Below are 18345 nucleotides of genomic sequence, written 5' to 3'. Positions count from 1 at the left end.
CGGCCGAGAGGCGGAGGAGGGCCCGATGAGTCAGGACGTCTTGGTGACGAAACCGTCAAGCGGGCACTGGACGGACGCCTATCCCGAATTAGGCCGTGGCCCAGTGTCACTCGAGGACTGCGTCTCAAAAGAGTTCTACGAGAAGGAACGCGAGCACATCTTCAAGAAGACCTGGCTCTACGTCGGACGGGTCGAGCGAGTGCCGAAGTCGGGAAGCTACTTCACCCGTGAGCTGAGGTTCCTCGACACGTCGATCATCATCGTTCGGGGCAAGGACAACGTGATCCGCGCCTTCCACAACATCTGTCCGCACCGCGGCAACAAGATGCTGTGGGAGGACGACCCGTTCGAGGAGGTGCAGGGTCGCGCCCCGGTGCTGTACTGCCGATTCCACGGCTGGCGCTACAAGCTCGATGGCTCGCTGCACGCAGCCACCCGCAAGGATCTGCTGCTCGACTTCGACGCCGAGAGTTGCCGCGTGCCGGCGATCCAGTGTGAGGTGTGGGAAGGGTTCATCTTTGTCAACCTCGACCCGCACAACACCGAGCCGCTGCGGTCCTACCTCGGCGAATTGGCCCACGGCATCGAAGGCTATCCGTTTGCGGGGCCACACCAGGTGTATCGGTTCAAAGTCGAATTGCAGTGCAACTGGAAGATTTTCGTCGACGGATTCGCCGAAAGTTACCACGGGCCGTATCTGCACGCGTCGTCGTTCGGCGCTCTCACCGCGGAGGCCCGAGACGCCTTCGACCAGCCGAACCCGTTTACCGATGCGCTGGCCTACCAGCTGAAGGGTCCGCACCGGATGTTCTCCTTCGCCGGCGAGCCGTCACAAAAGACGCCTTACTCCAAACCCATTGAGTGCGTGATGGAAGCGAGCGCGGCCGGTCCGTGGAACAAGCGCACCGACCGCGGTCCGATGCCGCCGGGACTCAATCCCACTCGTTCGGAGAAGTACGGCTTCGACTCGTTCCAGTTCTTCCCCAACTTCGTGGTGATCTTCGGTTCGTCCGGTTACAGCACCCACACGCACTGGCCGACGGGCCCGCACTCGCACATCTTCGAAGTCGAGATGTTCTACCAGCCGCCCAAGACGCACAAAGAACGGCTGGGACAGGAGCTCACGGTGACTTTCCTCAACGACATCATCCTGGAGGACGCCAGCCCCTCTGAAGGACTACAGGCGATGCTCAACAGTGGCGCACTCACGCACTTCACGATGAATGACGAGGAGATCCTGCTGCGTCACCTGCACAAGGTGGTGGGTGACTACGTGGCGGCCGGCGAGAGGGCAAAGGCCGGCCGATGAACACCCGTTTGCCGCAGGAGTTCTCGGCGATCGAGCACCTGGTGCCCGAGTGGGCCATCGAAGATGGGCATGAGCGCTACGTGAAGCGGGTGAACAGCTCCATGGCCGAGATACAGGCGTTCTACGACGAGGTGTTTCCGCACGCCGAGGAGGCGGTCGCCTACATCGACAAGTTCGACTATTCCGAACCGCTGCCCGAGGACGTCGCGAACCTGCGCAATCTGCTGTACTCGTTGATCACGGTCTCGTTGGCGGTGGAGCTGTGGAGGCAGCCGCGGGTAAAGCATTCGGCGACCACGATTCTCACGAGATTGAGCTGACGCATGGGACTGTCCACCACACGACTCGACGTCATCGACTGCACACCGTTGATCGGCAGCGAGATAAAGACCGATCTGGACACGCTGCTCAGTGGTCGCGACGCCGGCGCGATCCGCGCGATCCTCGAGCAGCGAGGGGTGGTCTTCTTTCGTGGACTGCAGATCAGCGACGAGCAGCAGGTCACTATCGCGAAAACCCTTGGCAGCATTGTGCAGAACGAGGGGGAGGGCGGGATCTACAAGATCTCGCTCGACACGAACGTCAATCAGCGGGCCGAGTACCTGAAAGGCTCGCTGTTCTGGCATTTCGACGGCTCCCTGCAGCCCTATCCGAATTTGGCCACGCTGTTGCGGGCCATGAAGCTGTCGGACTCCGGCGGTCAGACCGAATTCTGCAACACCTACGCGGCCTACGAGGATTTGTCGGAGGCCGACAAGGAGGCGATCGCCGGCCTTCGCGTGGTTCATAGTGCGGAGCGCTCGCAGTACTATGTGCGGCCCGAGATGAGCTACGAGGAGATCGCGTTCTGGCAGAAATCGCCCACAAAATCCTGCCCGATTGTGTGGACCCACCAATCCGGGCGCAAGTCATTGCTACTCGGTGCGACGGCCGACTACGTGATCGGCCTGCCGGTGGAAGAAAGTCGCGCATTGCTTGCGCGACTTCGTGACTGGGCGACTCAGCCGCGCTACGTCTATCGCCACGAGTGGCAGCTGGGCGACCTTCTGATGTGGGACAACACCGGGACCATGCACCGGGCGCTGCCGTATGCCGCTGACAGCGGTCGGCTCATGCACCGCACGGTCCTTGCGGGTGAAGAGCCGCTGGATTGAAACTCGGCATCGCGACACCCGTCGTCACGAACGTCGCCGGCGCAGCCTTGACGTGGGAGAAGACGGCCACCATCGAAGACATCGGTCGCGTCGCCGAGACGGCGGACGGCCTTGGCTATCACCACCTCACCTGCAGCGAGCACATCGGCATACCGTCGGCCGAGGCCGCCCGCCGCGGCTCCCGGTACTGGGACCCGCTGGCCACCCTCGGCTACGTGTCGGCACGTACCAGCCAGATCCGGCTCGTCACGATGACGCTGGTGCTCGGTTATCACCACCCGCTCGCGATCGTAAAGCGTTATGGCACATTGGATCACGTCAGCGGCGGCCGGGTGATTCTCGGCGTCGGTGTCGGGAGCCTCAAGGAGGAATTCGACCTGCTGGGCGCGCCGTTCGACGACCGCGGTGCTCGTGCCGATGATGCTCTGAAGGCGCTGCGGGCGGCGTTGCCCACCAATGAGCCGGTGTATGAGGGCGAGTACTACTCGTTCGGCGGGCTCACCATCGATCCCTGTGCGCTGCAGCCACATATGCCGATCTGGGTCGGCGGGCGCACCAAGCGGTCGTTGCGCCGTGCGCTCACGCTCGCCGACGGCTGGTGTCCCTACTACGTGTCCATTGCCACCGCCGCCGAGTGGCTGCGGGCGCGAGAAATGCCGGACGGCTTCGAGGTCGTCTTGCCCGCCGACCAGCCACTGGACCCGGTAGGAGAGCCGGCGAAAACCGAAGACGCGCTGCGCTCCATCGCCGCCGCCGGGACCACCACGTTGTCGGCCCGGTTCATCCACCATTCGCTCGAGCACTACCTCGAGCAGATTCACGCCTTGGCCGAGTTGCACGCCAAAACGTTCTGACCGGCAATATCAGAACGGCCACTTCGCAGGTGGGAGACGCTTAATCTCCTGACATGGACCGCTTCATTCAGTGGACGTGGGATCGGTTTGGTCCGCGTTATCTCCTGGCGTGTTGGGCGCTTGCGTTTTTCATTTCGCTCCCGATCTACTCCGTATTCATATCGCTGCCGGTCGTCGTGTTCGAGAAGTCCGGTCGCTACATCGAGGTCGGAACCGTCACCATCGGCGCGGTAGTGGTGCTTGCGTGCATCTTCATTCTTCCGGGTCGCCGGTGGGTGCGCCCCGCGGAGCAGTGGGCTGCTGGCCACCACGTCGATCGGGCGGCAGCGCTGGAGGGCACCTATGTCTACGCTCGCAGGGCGACCGTGCGAGCGATCTGGGGCGCCGCTGTCTGGGGCGCCACGCTGGCGGTCGTCGTCGGTGTGATGGTCGGGGCGCGTGGGACGCGGCTGGTGCAATACGGGATCGTGGCCGCTGTCGTGGTAGCGGCGATCCAGCTGGTCGCCTATCACAACATCGTGGAAGGAGCGTTCCGCCCAGCCCGGATCGCCCTCGCCGGTGACACGGAACTTGGCGATTCGCTGCCACGCGCCCGCCCGACTTTCGCCGGGCGATCGAACGTGTCGGTGGTTGCCGCCACGTTCGCGTACGCCGCCGGCGGAGCATTGCTCGCCGGAATGGCCAATGTCAGTGCCGCCCCCATCCTTTCGATCCTGATCGGGGGTGCGATGGCGGTTGCCTTCGCGGTACCGGTGACCGTCGGTTTCGGATTCTCTAGATCAATGCAACCCATACGCGACCTTGCCAAGGGTGCCGAACGCGTTGCGGCAGGCGACTATAGCCAGCGCCTACCTGTCGTCCAGGACGACGACCTCGGCGCCCTGTCCGCGTCGTTCAACCGCATGCAGGCGGGTTTGGCTGAGCGGCAACGGCTTCAGGGCGCGTTCGGCACCTACGTCGATCCGGCGCTAGCGGCGCGGCTGCTCGAACAGGGCGACGACGTGTTTACTGGTGAGCGCCGCGAGGTGACCGTGATGTTCATCGACATTCGCGATTTCACCCCGTTCGCCGAAGCCAATACCGCCGAGGACACCGTCGCCCGGCTCAACTCGCTGTTCGAGATCGTCGTGCCCGCCGTCGTCCACGCCGGTGGGCACGTCAACAAGTTCCTTGGCGACGGACCCCTCGCCGTATTCGGCGCACCGAACGACCTTGCGGGACATGCTGATGCCGCGGTATACGTCGCCGTCGGGATCCAGCGGCTCGTTGCGGAGCGCTTCGGTGGCGCAATGCGGATCGGCATCGGGATCAACACCGGGGTGGTGATCGCCGGCACCATCGGCGGTGGCGGCAAGCTCGAGTTCACGCTGATCGGTGACACCGTCAACGTCGCTGCGCGCGTCGAGCAGCTCACCAAGGCCACGGGCGACGCGATCCTGCTCACCCAGTCGTGTGTCGACGCGCTGGCTTCGCGACCTTCCGGCCTCGTCGATCGAGGGCCCCACACGTTGAAGGGCAAATCTGCCGCGGTGCAGGTCTTCACAGTTGACCCAATGCGCTGGTCAGCGTGTTGACCCCCAAGAGGTGAAGTGCGCGGTCCTACGCAGCAAATTAAGATTCGGACCGCAATCCCGGCGAGCGGAAGGGAACATTCGTGGCAGATGGATTGAAGGTCGATCCCGCCGCACTGCACGTGGGCAGCAACGACATGTTCAATGCGATCGGCGAGGCCGCGTTGGATTTCTTCAGCCATGAGGACGGCCTGGCGGCGGCCGCGCCGGGCTGGATCGGATCCTCGGAGCTGGCGCTGGGTGAGCTCGCGGCGCGCTGGCAGGCCCGCCACGACCATCACCAGCTGCAGGTGGACGGCCTGGGGTCGCACGTCGCCGAGGCGATGCTCGGCTACCTCACCAACGAGGACGAGTCGGCGCGAGCTTTCCGGTCGGTGCGGGAGTAGGGGTCACGAGTGGGGCAGCTGACCCCCAATGACGTCAAGCGTTGGGATCTCGGCGCGATCCAGAAGGTGTTCGAGACCGCCAACGGACGCGCCAACACCTTGCAGCTGTTGGGGGAGAACCTCCAGCAGGTGCATAACGTTCTCAGCGGCTGGAAAGGGGAAGCCGGAGAGGCGTTTCGCGCTGACCTCGGTAGGGCTCGGCGTGACATCGAGGCCGACGGTCAGGAGTCCCGGCAGGTAGCCGCGGCGGTGGCACGCGCCGAGGGGGATGTGAGCGCATGCAAGCGCGAACTCGAGGACATCGAGCGGACCGCTGAGGCCAATGGCTGGACCATCACGCCGGATTGGCGAATCGACGTGGGCGACACGTGGATTGGGCATGATCCCGTAGAATTTGCCGCCCAGCAACAGCTACTGCAGGATCAGCTCATTGCGTTGAACGTGCACGCCCACAGCGCCGACCACGAGCTTGCCGCTGCCGTCCGCTTTGCCGTGGGCGAAGTCCCACTGGATGCCAGCGGTCAGGCGCCAAGTGGTGGCGCGCCGGGGCAAGGTCCGCCCAATCCGGCGGCAGGGCGCAACCCACGGACGTTGCAAGACATGCTGTTGCCGGCCGGTCCCGCAGACGCTGGGCCGGACGGTGCCTCGCCGAAAGGCCCGCCGCTTCCCGCCGGCGCCGTGGGCAAGCCGTTGTCGCTGCAAGACATGCTGTTGCCTGCTGGACCTGCCGCACCCGGGCGCGGCGGTGTCCCGCCGCCGCGGCTGAACTCCGCAGATGTGGAGAGTTTCAAGGCGATGGCGCGCCAGACCATGATTCGCGACGGTGTGCCGCCGAATCAGATCGAGGCGCGGCTGAATGACGTTGTGAGCCAGACACAGCAGTGGATTGACAATGGGATGCCCAACTACGTTCCCCCCGAGCCGAAGGCCCCGCCGCCACCGGGATTTTCCGAAGGCTTTAGTGACCGTTGGTTCGCTACCGAGCAAGGGATCAAAAACCTTTTCGGGCAGGGAGGTCCCGGAGCTCCAAGTGTGCTCAAGTCATGGGAGCAGATGCTCAAAGGCACCGCCACGACGGCCCTGAACCCCGTGGGCACCGCGCTAACGGAAATCAAGAGCGCAATGGACTCCCCAACTCTCGCCTACTATTTGGGCGGCGAGACCTCCGACGTGGCCACTACGCTGCCCACGATGCTCTTTGGCGGCGAAGGAGCAATGGTTAGAGCGGGGCTCCCGGCTGAAGTCGTCACCGAAGGCGGTGCGCCTTTGGCGGTTGTGCGCGGATGGAACCCCACGGGCGGGATGACCTGGGACGACTTTGCGTCCCAGTTCGGCACCCCGACATCGCGGAGCTACCCATTGAACGATGGCTTCCCGTTAGGCTATGAACCCCAGCCCGCGCGGCTGCCTGAGGGTGCCATCATCGACAGGTTCGGATCCGAATACGGCCGGTACCTTGCGCCGGATGGCGCGCCGTTCGCCGATCGCGCCTTGGCGCCAGAATCTGTTGGGGGCGATTACAACCGATACATGGTGACGGGACAACCGCTGCCGCCGGGCTGGCAAGTCGTAGAAGGTCCAGTGCAGCCGTATTATGGCCAGACGCCGTCGCCCGGCAGCCTTCAATACATGATCTTGGGTCCGGATGGCGTGGAAGTGAGCGTAAAAGAACTCGTCGACAGGGGGTTCCTTGATGAATACGGACCGCGCCTCGGACGATAAATCTGCGGCACTTCAAAGTGAAATCGATCGTTTGTCGGAAAGGCTCGGGGTCCGTCCCATGCCGGTTGGGTTCAGAACGACCGATGGCTTGAACATTTTCTGTGCCGACGACGGCACATATCACTTCACTTTCTACGAGCGCGGAAAACTCGGCTTCGACCGGGTAGGCAGCCTCGATGACCTTCTCTACTGGTACACCGAGGGCGTGGTTACGAGCCAAGCGGCAAAACAAGTGGGAGACCGAGCGGAACGTTTCAAATACGAGTATCAAATTTTGAGTCAATTCGATGTTGACTGGGCGAAGAGGCGGGTGCGTGACCTCGCAGCGATCTTCCATAATGGTCAGCCAGAAGACATTTCATTACTCCCGGACATTGGCGAAGCGCTATGACACCAGCAGACCCCGCCTAGCTATTGGTCCAGCGATCAAACGTGGCCTCCATGTCAGGACAGAATGTCCCGACGGCAGCCCCCATGATCTGGCCCGCTTGCGCGGCCGCGTAGCCATTGCTCGCCACCGTCGGGTAGATCGCGTCGAAGTCGGTGCCGCCGCGCGCTTGCTGACAGACGCTGTTCCCGATATCGACCATCCTGCCCGGATTGTCGTACGGCACATGCAGCACGTTCAGGGTGTGCAGATAGGCGCCGACGGAGATGGGATCGGGGTCGGCGTGGGCTGTCGGCGCGAGCGACACCAGCCCGGTCAGCGCCGCGGCGATCAGGGCCGACTGAGACAAGGTCTTGAGGATCATGCCGTGGCCGATGCCGGCCGACGCTCTCGGGTCCATGGTCAGGGAGCGTAAATGCTGTGTAGCGAAGTTTTACGTGTTTTCGGCGATCCACGTAGTGGTGAAGCGCAGCATCTCGGGGATGCCCTCGGCCAATCCGGCTCCGATAGATTTCTCGAGTTTCCCGCCCACCAATGGGATTTTGACGTTCACCTGAAAGGCGGCGCGCAGTTGCGAGCCGCTGTCATCTGTCGGCGCCAGCCACGTATCCGCATGGCCTGATCCCAATCCGCCCGAGGCGGACACGGTGACCCGCCCACGCACCTGGCGGTCACCGTCGGGACGCCACGTCTCGGTCTGCACGATCTTCACTTCACCGCTAACGAATTTGGCGACCAGCCCGGGCAGGATCTGACGACCTAGGCGTTGGGTCGTGCGCACCGTGACGGTGCCGTCGGGGTCGGCCACCAGTGAATCCAAGGTGGTGTCGGCGGCACCGGCCGCGATGCGGGCCAGCCAATAGTCCTCGCGACCGAACGCGGCATGAATTTGCTCGACACTGGCGGGCGACACGGTCAACACGTCGAAGGAGCGCGACATCAAACCATTCTTGCAGAGGCGGATGCCCCGAGGCGGTGGGCGCTGTCTCGGACCTAAGACTCGGACTCAGATCCCAACAGCCGCAACGGATGCAAGCCATCAACATTGCCGACGAACGGCGGGTGGATGCTGTAGCCGAGCATGCGGCGGATGTCATCGGAGACGGTGCGCGCGATCTCGCGCGACACCGACAACGTATAGGCTTCCATCGGCCGCAGCCACGGTTCACAGTATTGAGCGGTGATCGCAAGCCGCTCGTGGGCAGTGTTGTTGGCGCCTCCGCCATGCCACAGGGTGCCGACGAAGAAGACGCACGAACCGGCGGGCATGACGACGGGCAACGCCTGGTCCTCAGCGTCCGGCCTGCGCTTACCCCAGCGATGGCTGCCCGGGTACAGGACCGTGGCGCCGTTGTCGGCGGTGAAGTCGTCGATCGCCCAGATCGTGGCGGCCGCCAACGGCGCCCGCGGGCGCGGAATCGGGTAGAAGCCGTCGTCATGGTGGGCCAGTTGCGCGGTCTCGCCGGGCTGAATGTTGATGGCCTGCAACGCCGAAAGCAGATAATTGGGCATCAGCAACCGGTCGAGAGCGGCGAGTACGCGGGGATGGTCGACCAGCCGGTCGCACACCCGCGTCCTGCTCAGCACGCTGTAGATCCGCTGGGTACGCCGGCCCTCGAAAGAGTTCCGTCCGGTGTGCCCGAGCCAAGGCCGCACGGTCTCACGGATGTGCCCGCATTCCTCGGCGCTGAGCAGATTCTCCCAAATGACGTACCCGTCGCGGTCGAGCGCGGCCATGTCGGCCTCGACGACCGCGCTGTCGACCGAGCTTCCGCCCGTCGGCGTCCGCCTGTAGCGCTGCGCCAGGTCGCCCCGAAGGTCCTCCAACGTGGTGACGGATTCGTCGTCGATGCTCATTGGTGCTCGTCCTTAGTCCACTGGCACTTCTGCCCAGACTAGGCCGAGTCCGGCTCGACTCACACCCAATCGCCCGCGTGTTAACCCCGAAGCCCGGTGATGAAGCGTTGCACGCTTCGGCCCAGCGACCGTGGCACGTGGTCGGGATCCATCAGCTCGTTCTCGGCCAGCGGGCCCGCCTCATCGGCCACGGTGCGCTCGGTGAAGGGCTGCAAGGTTTTGCCGTCGCCTCGAAGCGCCTCGATGGCCGTGTGTACCGATCGGTGTTCGGCTACCGCCCCTTCGAGCTCGCCCGGCGGCACACCCAGGTGCTCGGCCACCAAACCGTTTCGCACGGAGACGATTTCGCGGCGCACATCATCATCATCGGAATGGGCCGGTCGCGCCTCGATGGCCACATCGCATTCGCTGTCGAACCCCATCGACCGGTTGTTGAAATTCGATGACCCGATCCGCAGCAGCCGATCGTCGACCACCAGCACCTTGGAGTGGATGTAGATCGGCGCGCCGCGGTCGGTCACCGGCCAGTAGACACCCAACCGGTCATGCTCGTCGGCCTCCCACAGCTGTTGAAGCAGGCGGTGGCGTGCGCTGTCCATCGTTCCCCGCTCGAGCGGGTTGTTGCCCTTACGGGCAAGCACGATGACGATCTCCGGGCCGTCGGCTTCCCGTAGTCGCGCAGCCAAAGCTTCGGCGATGGTGCGCGACGCCAGGTATTGGTTCTCCACGTAAATGGTGTCGCGGGCCGCCGCTATGGCGGCGAGGTTGAGCGCCTCGACCTCGCGGACCTCGGGGCGATCCTCCAGTTCGGGCAGGGTGAGCGCGATCCCGACGTCCACGTTGCGCAGTGTCGGTTCCAGCTTGCCGGGCCACGCGCTGTGCCGTGCCTCAACGGGTGCCAACGCTTGTTTCGTCGCCGTCTTCCACCGCGCCAACGCTTGCTCGCCGAGGGCCCGCGCCGCCTCGCCGTCGACCGCGGCCCCGACGTCGTGCCGCGGCCCGTAGCTGCGGCTCCCCGTGCGGCGCTGACGGTTGACATGCTCATGGGAGCGGGTGTCCCATCGGTCGAGGGTGAGGTCGATGCCGCCGCAGAACGCCACCGCGTCGTCGACGACGACGATCTTCTGGTGATGCACCGAGCCGAGCGGGTGGACGCCGTCGATGGCGAAATGCATTCGCTTGCTGCTGATCTGGTTCACCAGCGATACCGGGGCAAGCCCGAACCAGAGGCCATCGAACGCCGGGAGCAGGCGCAAATTGGACTTCAGCAGATAGATATCCAGACCCGGCCGTTTCCACAGCATCCAATAAAGGAAGGTGCCCAGCTGGTTCGGGCCGGGCAGCGTCTTGTGGCCGCGCTCGAAGGTCACCCGGGAGTCGAAATCCCAGCCGATCAACATGATCCGGTGGCGGGCGCGCAGCATCGCCGCCTTGACGTGTTTGAAGTAGTCCGCCGCGTCGACGATGGGGGCGAACCTTTCGGCGCGTGCCGTGCGCCAGCACGTCTGGCCGGGCGTCAGCAGTCGGTCGTCCTGCACGCCGGGGCTCTCAACGACGTTGATGGGTCAGCGCGGACATAGCCACTGTGTACCACACCCAGGCCCTTCGCCCAGGCGGCCCTATATGAGGATGGAGCCATGCGCATGACTGCAGTGCTCACGAGTTTCGTCGCCCTCATCGGTGTGGCCACGCCTGCGCACGCCGATCCGGCCGGCGACTCGGCCTCCGATGCGAGCTTTTTAGCCGCGCTGAACAAGGCCGGCATCACCTATGAAAGCCCGGCCACCGCCGTGGGGGTGGGCAAAAGGGCATGCGAGCTGATGGACGAGGGCCATCCCCAGGTCGACGTCATCCACAACGTGTCGTCGAGCAATCCAGGATTCACGGTGGATGGCGCCGCCCAGTTCACCATGATCGCGGCGAGCGCCTACTGCCCCCAGCACCTGGGGCAACCGGTCGGCCAGGCGACTAGCCCGACTGGAAGCTGAGCTCCACCTCGGAGCGGGTGCGGACCTGATCGGTGCCGGGCACGTAGGTCGGCACGGTGTGGGGGACGGTGGTGCCCCCCTTGACCCTGGCCTGCGCCTGCCGAAACTCCGGAGCCGGGCCCGACGCGGCGTTGATCCCGTTGATGATCGACCACACCGCGGCACGACGGGCGGTGCGTTCGATGATGTTGCAGTCACGGTGCTGAAGGAGTTGCTTGGCCCATTTCGGCATCGTGTCGCGAATGGCCCAGTCGACGGCGGCCTGCGGCATGGCGACGTTGGGGCCGGTGCCCATCGCTTTCCCATGGGTGACAGCCAATTTCGGCAAGTACGACTCCAGGCACTCGAGCGTCTCGGCCTTGGTCGTCGGCAGATCGGTGCCACCCAGGGCATGTCCGACCCGGACGAACTCACCGTAGTAGCGGTCGAGTTTCTTGCCGCGCAACGGCATTGGGTGATACAGCTCGTGCGCGGTGGCCAGCCCCCAGACGACCGTCGCATAGTTCCATCGCAGCCACTCGGGATCGTCGGCGTCGTAGCGGGCTCCGTCGGGACGAGTGCCCTTGATGGTGTGGTGCATCGCGCGCACCGACGCCGCCAGGCGCTCGGCGGTTTCCGTCGACCCGTACGCCGTGCCGATGAAGAACGCGACCGAGTGGCCCAACCGCGTCGCGGCGCCTTCGGGGTCGATCTGCGGCACCCGCGATATCGGGTTTCCGTTGCTGTCGCGCTTGATCAGTCGCGAATGGTGCATGCCCATCCAGTAGATCGACGGGTCCAGGGACTCCATGAAGGCGGCGCAATACAGGCCGAAGATCAACGCGGGCAGGTGCGAATGCACGCGCCACACGGCGCTGTCGGGACCGAACCAGCCCGGATCGCCGACGGGCGCGGCGAACTCCATGCCGCGGAAGAAGCGGCGCCGCATCGTGTCGTCCAACCGCTTGTTGATCATCTGCCCGACTATCTGGTGTGGCAGGAACACAAAGCACTCCCTTGAGATTTCTGGTCACGACTGTAACCAGAATATGTTTAGGTTACAGGTGTGACAAGACCCGCGCCGTGTCGACCTACGCTGTAGGGATGTCGAGTCCCACCCGGTGGGCCGGTGTGCCGCTCAAAGACCGCCGCGCCGAGCGTCGTGCGTTGCTCGTCGAGGCCGCCTATCGCCTGTTCGGCAGTGCCGGGGAGGCGGCCGTCTCGGTGCGCTCGGTCTGCCGGGAATGCGAGTTGAACACCCGATATTTCTACGAGAGCTTCGGCGACACCGACGATCTGCTCGGGGCGGTCTACGACCTGGTGAGTGAGCAGCTCGGCGAGGTGATCGCGGCCGCCATCGAGGAGGCGGGGGAATCGCTGCGGGCCCGGACCCGCGCCGGCATCGCGGCCGTGCTGGGCTTCTCCTCGGCCGACCCGCGCCGCGGCCGCGTGCTGTTCACCGATGCGCGCACCAACCCGGTGCTGGCCTCCCGGCGCCGCGCCACCCAGGACATGCTGCGCCAGGGTGTGCTGACCGAGGGCTGGCGTCTCAACCCGGGTTCCGATCCGGTGGCCGCCGAGGTCGCCGCGGCGATGTATACCGGCGCGATGGCCGAGCTCGCCCAGCAGTGGCTCGCAGGTCATTTGGGCAGTGATCTCGACGCCGTCGTCGATTACGCTCTGAAGCTGGTGTTGCGGTAGCGGGGAGTGCGGTGATGGGCCAAATCGAACACGCGATGGACCCCGTTCGGCGCATCCTTGGGCACAAGGTCAGCGTCGGCGCGCTGATCGAACTCGCCGTGTGGCTGGCGATTCCCTACCTCTGTATTGGGTTCGCGTGGACCGTTATTCACCCCGAACAGACTCAGCGAATTCAGGCAAGGATAGAAGTGGTGTCGCCCGCCGCCGCCGACGCCATCGCCTTCGGGGTGGCCACGGTGTTGTGGCCGGCCGCGCTGCAGATCGCCGACGCGTGTCCGGTGCCATGACCGACTTTCGGATCGAATGCGTGCGCGAGAGGACGGTTTGCTTCTAGGCTCTCAGACCATGTCAATCGACCGGTTCGGCCTCTCCGCGGGTACCATTCGGCTCGCCTCCGGCATTTCGTTTCTCGTTGATCCTCTGCGCGCAAACAAGTTGTGGGGCGACCCGGACGAGCCGACGCCGACGGCGCGACTGTTGCTGCGGTCGATGGGTTATCGCGACGCGTTGATCGGTGCACTGCTCGCGGCCGCGGCGCTGCGCGGGAAAAACACCCGCGGCTGGTTCCTGGCCTCCGCCGGGGCCGATGCGGCCGACCTGGTCGGCGGGATGAGCGTGCACCGCGAGTTGAAGCCCTCGCAGCAACTGATCGGCCTGGGCGGCGCCGCCGTCGGGATCGCCACCGGGCTGTGGGGCGCGGCGCGTCCGACCAAGCGGACGGGCGAGGCGCCAGCGCCTGCCTGAATGCTGACAGCCGAGCGCAGATGCGGTTGACTGAGCGGCATGGGCTTCGGTGTGCTGACGTTTGTTACCGACGAGGGCATTGGTCCGGCGGACCTGGGGAAGGCGCTCGAGCAGCGCGGGTTTGAATCGCTCTTTCTTGCCGAGCACTCGCACATCCCGGTCGACGCGAAAACTCCGTACCCCAGTGGCGGCCCGATTCCGCGGAAGTACTTCCGCACGCTGGATCCGTTTGTCGCGCTGACGGCCGCGGCGGCGGTCACCGAGAGGCTCGTTGTGGGCACCGGCATCGCGTTGGTGCCGCAGCGCGATCCGATCCACACCGCGAAAGAGGTGGCGTCGCTGGACCTGGTGTCGCAGGGACGATTTCGCTTCGGCGTGGGCGTGGGATGGCTGCGCGAAGAGATCGCCAACCACGGTGTCGATCCCGCGGTGCGCGGACGCGTGGTCGACGAGCGGCTCGACGCGATGATCCAGCTATGGACGACCGAAAAAGCGGAATTCCATGGGAAATTCGTGAACTTCGACCCCATCTACAGCTGGCCCAAGCCCGTGCAGCAACCGTATCCGCCGCTGTACCTGGGCTGTGGACCCGCGGGCTTCAAACGTATCGCGCGGCTCAACGCGGGTTGGCTCTCGATGACGGGCTCGGTGCAAGAGCTATCGCCTCAGCTGGACCGGCTGCGCGAGCTGGTCGGCCAGAACGTGCCTGTGATCCACTTCCATGGCGGCGCAGCCACGGCGGCAGAGCTCGAGGGCTACCGAGATCTGGGATTGCAACACCTCTTGGTGAACCTGCCGACCGAGCCGCGGGATCAGACGCTGCAACGCCTCGACGCGTTGCAGGCCGAGTTCGGCAAGCTAGCGTAAAGCTAAGTGCCGCAGAAGGTTTGGTACTTGCCGAAGTCTTCGGGGGCGGGGCTGGCGTAACGCTCCAAACCGGGTCGCTCTGCATACGGTTCGGTCACCGCCGTCAGGAGCAGCTCGAAGGGACCGAGGTCGCCGTCCGTCGCCGCGGTGAGGGCCTCCTCGACCAGATGGTTACGCGGAATGTAGATCGGGTTGGCGCGGTCCATCGCGTCGGCGTCGGGACCCAGGGCCGTCCAGCGCGCCAACCAGTCGTCAAAGCCGGCCAGGTCCATGAACAGTCCGCGCGCGGGCTCGGCATCACCATTCGCCGCCCGGCCGAGCCGGCGGAAGAACGACGTGTAATCGACGTGATTCTGCTTGAGCAGCACGAGCAATTCCTCGACCAACGCCGTCGCGAATTCGGCGTCGACGCCGGCGGAGAGGCCGAGCTTGGCGCGCATCCCGGAGGCCCACACCGCGTCATAGCGGGCTTGGAACACCCCGAACGACTGCTCCGCCAGTGCGATGGCTTCCTCGGTGCTGTCCGAGAGCAGCGGAAGGAGTGTCTCGGCGAAGCGCGCGAGGTTCCAGCCGGCGATGGCCGGCTGGTTGCCGTAGGCGTAGCGGCCCCAGAAATCGATCGAGCTGTAGACCGTGTCGGGGTCGTAGGCCTCGATGAAGGCGCATGGTCCGTAGTCGATCGTTTCGCCCGAGATCGTCGTGTTGTCGGTGTTCATCACGCCATGAACGAATCCGACCAGCATCCAGCGGGCGATCAGCGCGGCCTGGACCGCGACGACCGCTTCAAACAGCGCCAGGTAGGGGCGTTCGGCCTCGGCCGCGCCGGGATGGTGGCGGGCGATCGCGTGGTCGGCGAGGCGGCGTAGCAGCTCCTTGTTGCCGGTGGCCGCCGCGTATTGAAAGCTGCCCACCCGCAGGTGGCTGCTGGCCACCCGGGTGAGCACCGCCCCCGGCAGTGTGGTTTCGCGATAAACCGGCCGCCCGGTGCCGACCACGGCCATCGCTCGTGTCGTCGGCACGCCCAGAGCGTGCATCGCCTCGCTGACGATGTATTCGCGCAGCATTGGCCCCACCGCCGCCAGGCCGTCCCCGCCGCGGGCGAACGGCGTGGCGCCAGAACCTTTCAGGTGGATGTCGCGCAGCAGCCCGTCGGTGTCGACGAGCTCGCCGAGCAGCAGCGCACGCCCATCGCCTAATCGCGGGACGAAGCCGCCGAACTGATGCCCCGCGTAGGCCTGCGCGACGGGGGCGGCCATGCTGGGCACCCGGTTGCCCGTCAGGAAGCGCAGCCCGTCGTCGCCGCGCAGCCAGGCGGCGTCGAGCCCAAGCCCTTCGGCGAGCCGGTCGTTGAGCACGAGCAACCGCAACTCGGGAAACGTCTCGGCTTGCCAGCGGACCGCCATTTCCGGCAATTCACGGAAAAACCGGTCCTGCAGGGCAACGGTGGTATCCGGGGCAACGCTCATGTGACCGAGCCTACGGAAATTCAACCGATGGCTTGTCCGATGAGGTCGCGGGCGCGATCGAGCATGGAGGCAAACGGGCCGAGCGCGAAATTCAGCTTTGCCGACTCCACGCCCGGGTGGGGGTGGGTTGGGGCGATGGCCTCGGCGGCGCGCACCGCCGTTCCCATCCGCTTGAGATCGTCGGTATCGAGCTGTTGCGTGAGGACCGGGAATTCCTCGGTCTCCTCCTGCTTGGCGTGCTCGAGCACGGCTTCGCGCAGTTTGGTGAGTTCGTCGATGAACCGCTGCGAGGTGACGTCGAGCTGCTCGATCTGTGACAGCAGCTCCTTGGCCTCATGCTCTTCCTTCAGGCGGGCGTCGACGAGGGCTTCGCCGTCGTCGGCCTCCTTGCGTGCGCGCGGATGCACGATCATTTCCTCGGCGGTTTCGTGTACCGCCAGCAATTGGCGCAGCGCCGCGAACGGCTCCTCACGCGCTTTCGGATCCGTGGCGTGCAACACCTGGTCAAACATGTCCTCGATGAGGTTGTGCTGTGCTTTCAGGAACGCGACGACCTCGTCGGGCGACTGGATAATCATGTCGGCCATCGCCGATACCTCCAGTGAATTCGGGAGTTGTGAAACGCACGCTGGGCTGTGTGCGGCTTCGCGACGTATACCCGCTGCGCACGCGGCCAAACGGCACCCCGCAGTGCGGGACGCATTCCGCGGGACGCGCCAAAACCGGAAGACGTTGGGGAACAACGTATTTCGATAACCGGACCGGTGTCCACCCAAATCCCCGTCAGGCGCGCAGCGCCCGACGGACATCTGGGTGAGACGAAGGGTTAGACGCCGCGGTCGCGAGGGGAGACCGGTCCGACGCCGGTGCCGGCAGCGGTGTCCTTCCGGCGCATCAGTCCGGCGAGCCCACCCAGACCGAGCAGGCCAACGAGGCCCCACAGCCCGCTGTTGTCGCTGTGCTGATCGTCGTTGTGGTCCGCCAACGTCGTTGTAGCGGGCGACGGCGCCGGAGCACTCGGGCCGGCGGCATTGGCGACACCGGCTCCTCCCAACAACAGCGCCCCAGTGGTTGAAACGATGGCGATGGTCCTACGCATATTTACTCCTATGGATTTTCTCGGTCGAAGCCCAGACGGCTGATCGAGATACATTTGGAGACCAGGGTGCTCTAGTCTCCGCAGAAAGACGTGCGACAACGGTCGCGACGTCCAAGGGGACGGCTACCCCGCGCTGCCACCGGGAAACGCGACCGCGGGCCGGTTTCGTTTGCTGGCCGGTCCAGTGATTCGCCGCTCCGGTCAGGAACTCGGCCGGCGCCGCGGCCGAGTCGCCATGGCGTCCGCGGGGCTTGCCCGACCGATTGTTCCGGGACATCGCTACGGTTAAGGACACACGTCCACCATTTGAAACCACGAGAAGACGACAGATCAGCCGATATGGACGAACAGGTCAACAGCAGCGCCGCCGAATCCGAAGACATCGGCTCTCGCATCGACCCGGTACTGGCCCGGAGCTGGCTCCTGGTCAACGGCACGCATGCCGACCGGTTCCAGTCCGCGGTGCACTCCCGCGCCGATATCGTCGTTTTCGATATCGAGGACGCCGTCGCGCCCAATGACAAGCACACCGCACGCGACAACGTGGTGAGTTGGCTGGGCGCCGGCAACGTCGACTGGGTCCGCATCAACGGCTTCGGCACCCCCTGGTGGGCGGACGACCTGGCCGCCCTTGCCGCGACGCCGGTCGGCGGGGTGATGCTGGCGATGGTCGAATCGGTCGACCACGTCACCGAGACCGCGAAACGGCTCCCCGATGTGCCGATCGTGGCCCTGGTCGAAACGGCGCGGGGCCTCGAGCGCATCACCGAGATCGCGGCGACCAAGGGAACCTTCCGGCTGGCGTTCGGCATCGGGGACTTCCGCCGCGACACCGGTTTCGGGGACGACCCGGCGACCCTGGCCTACACGCGATCCCGCTTCACCATCGCCTCCAAGGCCGCCGACCTGCCCAGCGCGATCGACGGCCCCACCATCGGCTCCAATCCGCTGAAACTGATCGAGGCCACGGCGGTCTCCACCCAGTTCGGGATGACCGGCAAGATCTGCCTGACGCCCGACCAGTGCGCCGTCGTCAATGAAGGTCTATCCCCGTCGCAGGACGAAATATCTTGGGCGAAAGAGTTTTTCGCCGAGTTCGAACGTGACGGGGGAGAGATCCGCAACGGCTCTGATCTGCCCCGCATCGCGCGCGCGACCAAGATTCTCGAGCTGGCTCGCGCGTACGGCATCGAGGCCTTGGACATCGACGAGGAAGAACGCGATCACTCACCCGCGCCGTCGGACACCTATCACTACTGA

At 65.1% G+C, this 18345-nt stretch carries 22 protein-coding genes; 14 read left to right on the top strand and 8 right to left on the bottom strand.

Annotation, left to right across the window (positions count from 1 at the left end):
* Positions 1–25: 25 nt before the first annotated feature.
* From JF781_RS00750 to JF781_RS00715, 8 genes are all read left to right on the top strand, one after another.
* Complete coding sequence (locus JF781_RS00750; RefSeq protein ID WP_225326437.1) at positions 26–1309, top strand: SRPBCC family protein; 1284 nt, start codon at positions 26–28, stop codon at positions 1307–1309.
* The gene (locus tag JF781_RS00745; protein ID WP_225326438.1) at positions 1306–1629 is read left to right on the top strand and encodes a hypothetical protein; all 324 of its coding nucleotides are present in this window, start codon (positions 1306–1308) and stop codon (positions 1627–1629) included. The genes JF781_RS00750 and JF781_RS00745 overlap by 4 nt, the downstream gene beginning before the upstream one ends.
* Before the next feature lie 3 nt (positions 1630–1632).
* Positions 1633–2463 carry a TauD/TfdA family dioxygenase gene (locus JF781_RS00740; RefSeq protein ID WP_225326439.1) on the top strand — a complete coding sequence of 277 codons (831 nt, stop codon included), beginning with the start codon at positions 1633–1635 and terminating at the stop codon, positions 2461–2463.
* Positions 2460–3317 carry a TIGR03619 family F420-dependent LLM class oxidoreductase gene (locus JF781_RS00735; RefSeq protein ID WP_225326440.1) on the top strand — a complete coding sequence of 286 codons (858 nt, stop codon included), beginning with the start codon at positions 2460–2462 and terminating at the stop codon, positions 3315–3317. Before JF781_RS00740 ends, JF781_RS00735 begins: the two co-directional genes overlap by 4 nt.
* A 53-nt stretch (positions 3318–3370) precedes the next feature.
* A complete protein-coding gene (locus JF781_RS00730) occupies positions 3371–4891 on the top strand; it encodes an adenylate/guanylate cyclase domain-containing protein (RefSeq protein WP_225326441.1) in 1521 nt (506 codons plus the stop codon).
* 80 nt (positions 4892–4971) lie between these two features.
* Positions 4972–5274, top strand: coding sequence for an RNA 2'-phosphotransferase (locus JF781_RS00725; protein WP_225326442.1), 303 nt, complete (start codon positions 4972–4974; stop codon positions 5272–5274).
* Between the two features lie 9 nt (positions 5275–5283).
* The gene (locus JF781_RS00720) at positions 5284–6996 is read left to right on the top strand and encodes a TNT domain-containing protein (RefSeq protein WP_225326443.1); all 1713 of its coding nucleotides are present in this window, start codon (positions 5284–5286) and stop codon (positions 6994–6996) included.
* A 58-nt stretch (positions 6997–7054) separates the two neighbouring features.
* Positions 7055–7387: a hypothetical protein gene (locus JF781_RS00715; protein ID WP_308011528.1), complete on the top strand. Its 333-nt coding sequence runs from the start codon at positions 7055–7057 to the stop codon at positions 7385–7387.
* A gap of 16 nt (positions 7388–7403) precedes the next feature.
* On the opposite strand, the gene JF781_RS00710 is transcribed toward JF781_RS00715, so the two are convergent.
* From JF781_RS00710 to JF781_RS00695, 4 genes are all read right to left on the bottom strand, one after another.
* Entirely contained in the window at positions 7404–7784 is a 381-nt protein-coding gene (locus tag JF781_RS00710; RefSeq protein ID WP_225326445.1) for a DUF732 domain-containing protein, read from the bottom strand.
* A gap of 33 nt (positions 7785–7817) precedes the next feature.
* Entirely contained in the window at positions 7818–8324 is a 507-nt protein-coding gene (locus JF781_RS00705; protein WP_225326446.1) for a DUF2505 domain-containing protein, read from the bottom strand.
* 53 nt (positions 8325–8377) lie between these two features.
* Positions 8378–9241, bottom strand: a complete 864-nt coding sequence (locus tag JF781_RS00700) for a phytanoyl-CoA dioxygenase family protein (RefSeq protein ID WP_225326447.1) — start codon at positions 9239–9241, stop codon at positions 8378–8380.
* A gap of 80 nt (positions 9242–9321) precedes the next feature.
* On the bottom strand, positions 9322–10779 hold the full coding sequence (locus tag JF781_RS00695; RefSeq protein ID WP_225326448.1) for a phospholipase D-like domain-containing protein: 1458 nt from the start codon (positions 10777–10779) through the stop codon (positions 9322–9324).
* Positions 10780–10884: 105 nt separating this feature from the next.
* On the opposite strand from JF781_RS00695, the gene JF781_RS00690 reads away from it, so the two are divergent.
* Positions 10885–11229, top strand: coding sequence for a DUF732 domain-containing protein (locus JF781_RS00690; protein ID WP_225326449.1), 345 nt, complete (start codon positions 10885–10887; stop codon positions 11227–11229).
* Here the strand turns inward: JF781_RS00690 and JF781_RS00685 are convergent.
* Positions 11210–12214 carry an oxygenase MpaB family protein gene (locus tag JF781_RS00685; protein ID WP_225326450.1) on the bottom strand — a complete coding sequence of 335 codons (1005 nt, stop codon included), beginning with the start codon at positions 12212–12214 and terminating at the stop codon, positions 11210–11212. The genes JF781_RS00690 and JF781_RS00685 overlap by 20 nt on opposite strands.
* Before the next feature lie 98 nt (positions 12215–12312).
* Between JF781_RS00685 and JF781_RS00680 the strand changes: the two genes are divergently transcribed.
* From JF781_RS00680 to JF781_RS00665, 4 genes are read left to right on the top strand one after another with little or no spacing between them, the layout of a single operon-like run.
* A complete protein-coding gene (locus JF781_RS00680) occupies positions 12313–12909 on the top strand; it encodes a TetR/AcrR family transcriptional regulator (protein ID WP_225326451.1) in 597 nt (198 codons plus the stop codon).
* Positions 12910–12923: 14 nt separating this feature from the next.
* Positions 12924–13196, top strand: coding sequence for a hypothetical protein (locus tag JF781_RS00675; protein ID WP_225326452.1), 273 nt, complete (start codon positions 12924–12926; stop codon positions 13194–13196).
* 58 nt (positions 13197–13254) lie between these two features.
* Positions 13255–13653 carry a DUF4267 domain-containing protein gene (locus JF781_RS00670; RefSeq protein ID WP_225326453.1) on the top strand — a complete coding sequence of 133 codons (399 nt, stop codon included), beginning with the start codon at positions 13255–13257 and terminating at the stop codon, positions 13651–13653.
* Positions 13654–13692: 39 nt separating this feature from the next.
* Positions 13693–14520 (top strand): LLM class F420-dependent oxidoreductase, encoded by an 828-nt coding sequence (locus JF781_RS00665; protein WP_225326454.1) that lies wholly within the window; start codon positions 13693–13695, stop codon positions 14518–14520.
* 2 nt (positions 14521–14522) lie between these two features.
* Here JF781_RS00665 and JF781_RS00660 read toward each other — a convergent pair whose 3' ends face one another.
* The 3 genes from JF781_RS00660 to JF781_RS00650 form a co-directional block, all read right to left on the bottom strand.
* Positions 14523–15986 (bottom strand): YdiU family protein, encoded by a 1464-nt coding sequence (locus JF781_RS00660; protein ID WP_225326455.1) that lies wholly within the window; start codon positions 15984–15986, stop codon positions 14523–14525.
* A 20-nt stretch (positions 15987–16006) separates the two neighbouring features.
* A complete protein-coding gene (locus JF781_RS00655) occupies positions 16007–16573 on the bottom strand; it encodes a hemerythrin domain-containing protein (RefSeq protein ID WP_225326456.1) in 567 nt (188 codons plus the stop codon).
* A 239-nt stretch (positions 16574–16812) separates the two neighbouring features.
* Positions 16813–17085 carry a WGxxGxxG family protein gene (locus JF781_RS00650; RefSeq protein ID WP_225326457.1) on the bottom strand — a complete coding sequence of 91 codons (273 nt, stop codon included), beginning with the start codon at positions 17083–17085 and terminating at the stop codon, positions 16813–16815.
* Positions 17086–17424: 339 nt separating this feature from the next.
* Here JF781_RS00650 and JF781_RS00645 point away from each other — a divergent pair, with 339 nt between their 5' ends.
* A complete protein-coding gene (locus JF781_RS00645; RefSeq protein WP_225326458.1) occupies positions 17425–18345 on the top strand; it encodes a CoA ester lyase in 921 nt (306 codons plus the stop codon).

The sequence above is a fragment of the Mycobacterium sp. WUMAC-067 genome (genome assembly GCF_020217485.1).
Classification (GTDB): Bacteria; Actinomycetota; Actinomycetes; order Mycobacteriales; family Mycobacteriaceae; genus Mycobacterium.
Note: the sequence above shows the minus strand (reverse complement) of the source record. Positions and strands in the feature narration are given on the sequence as shown.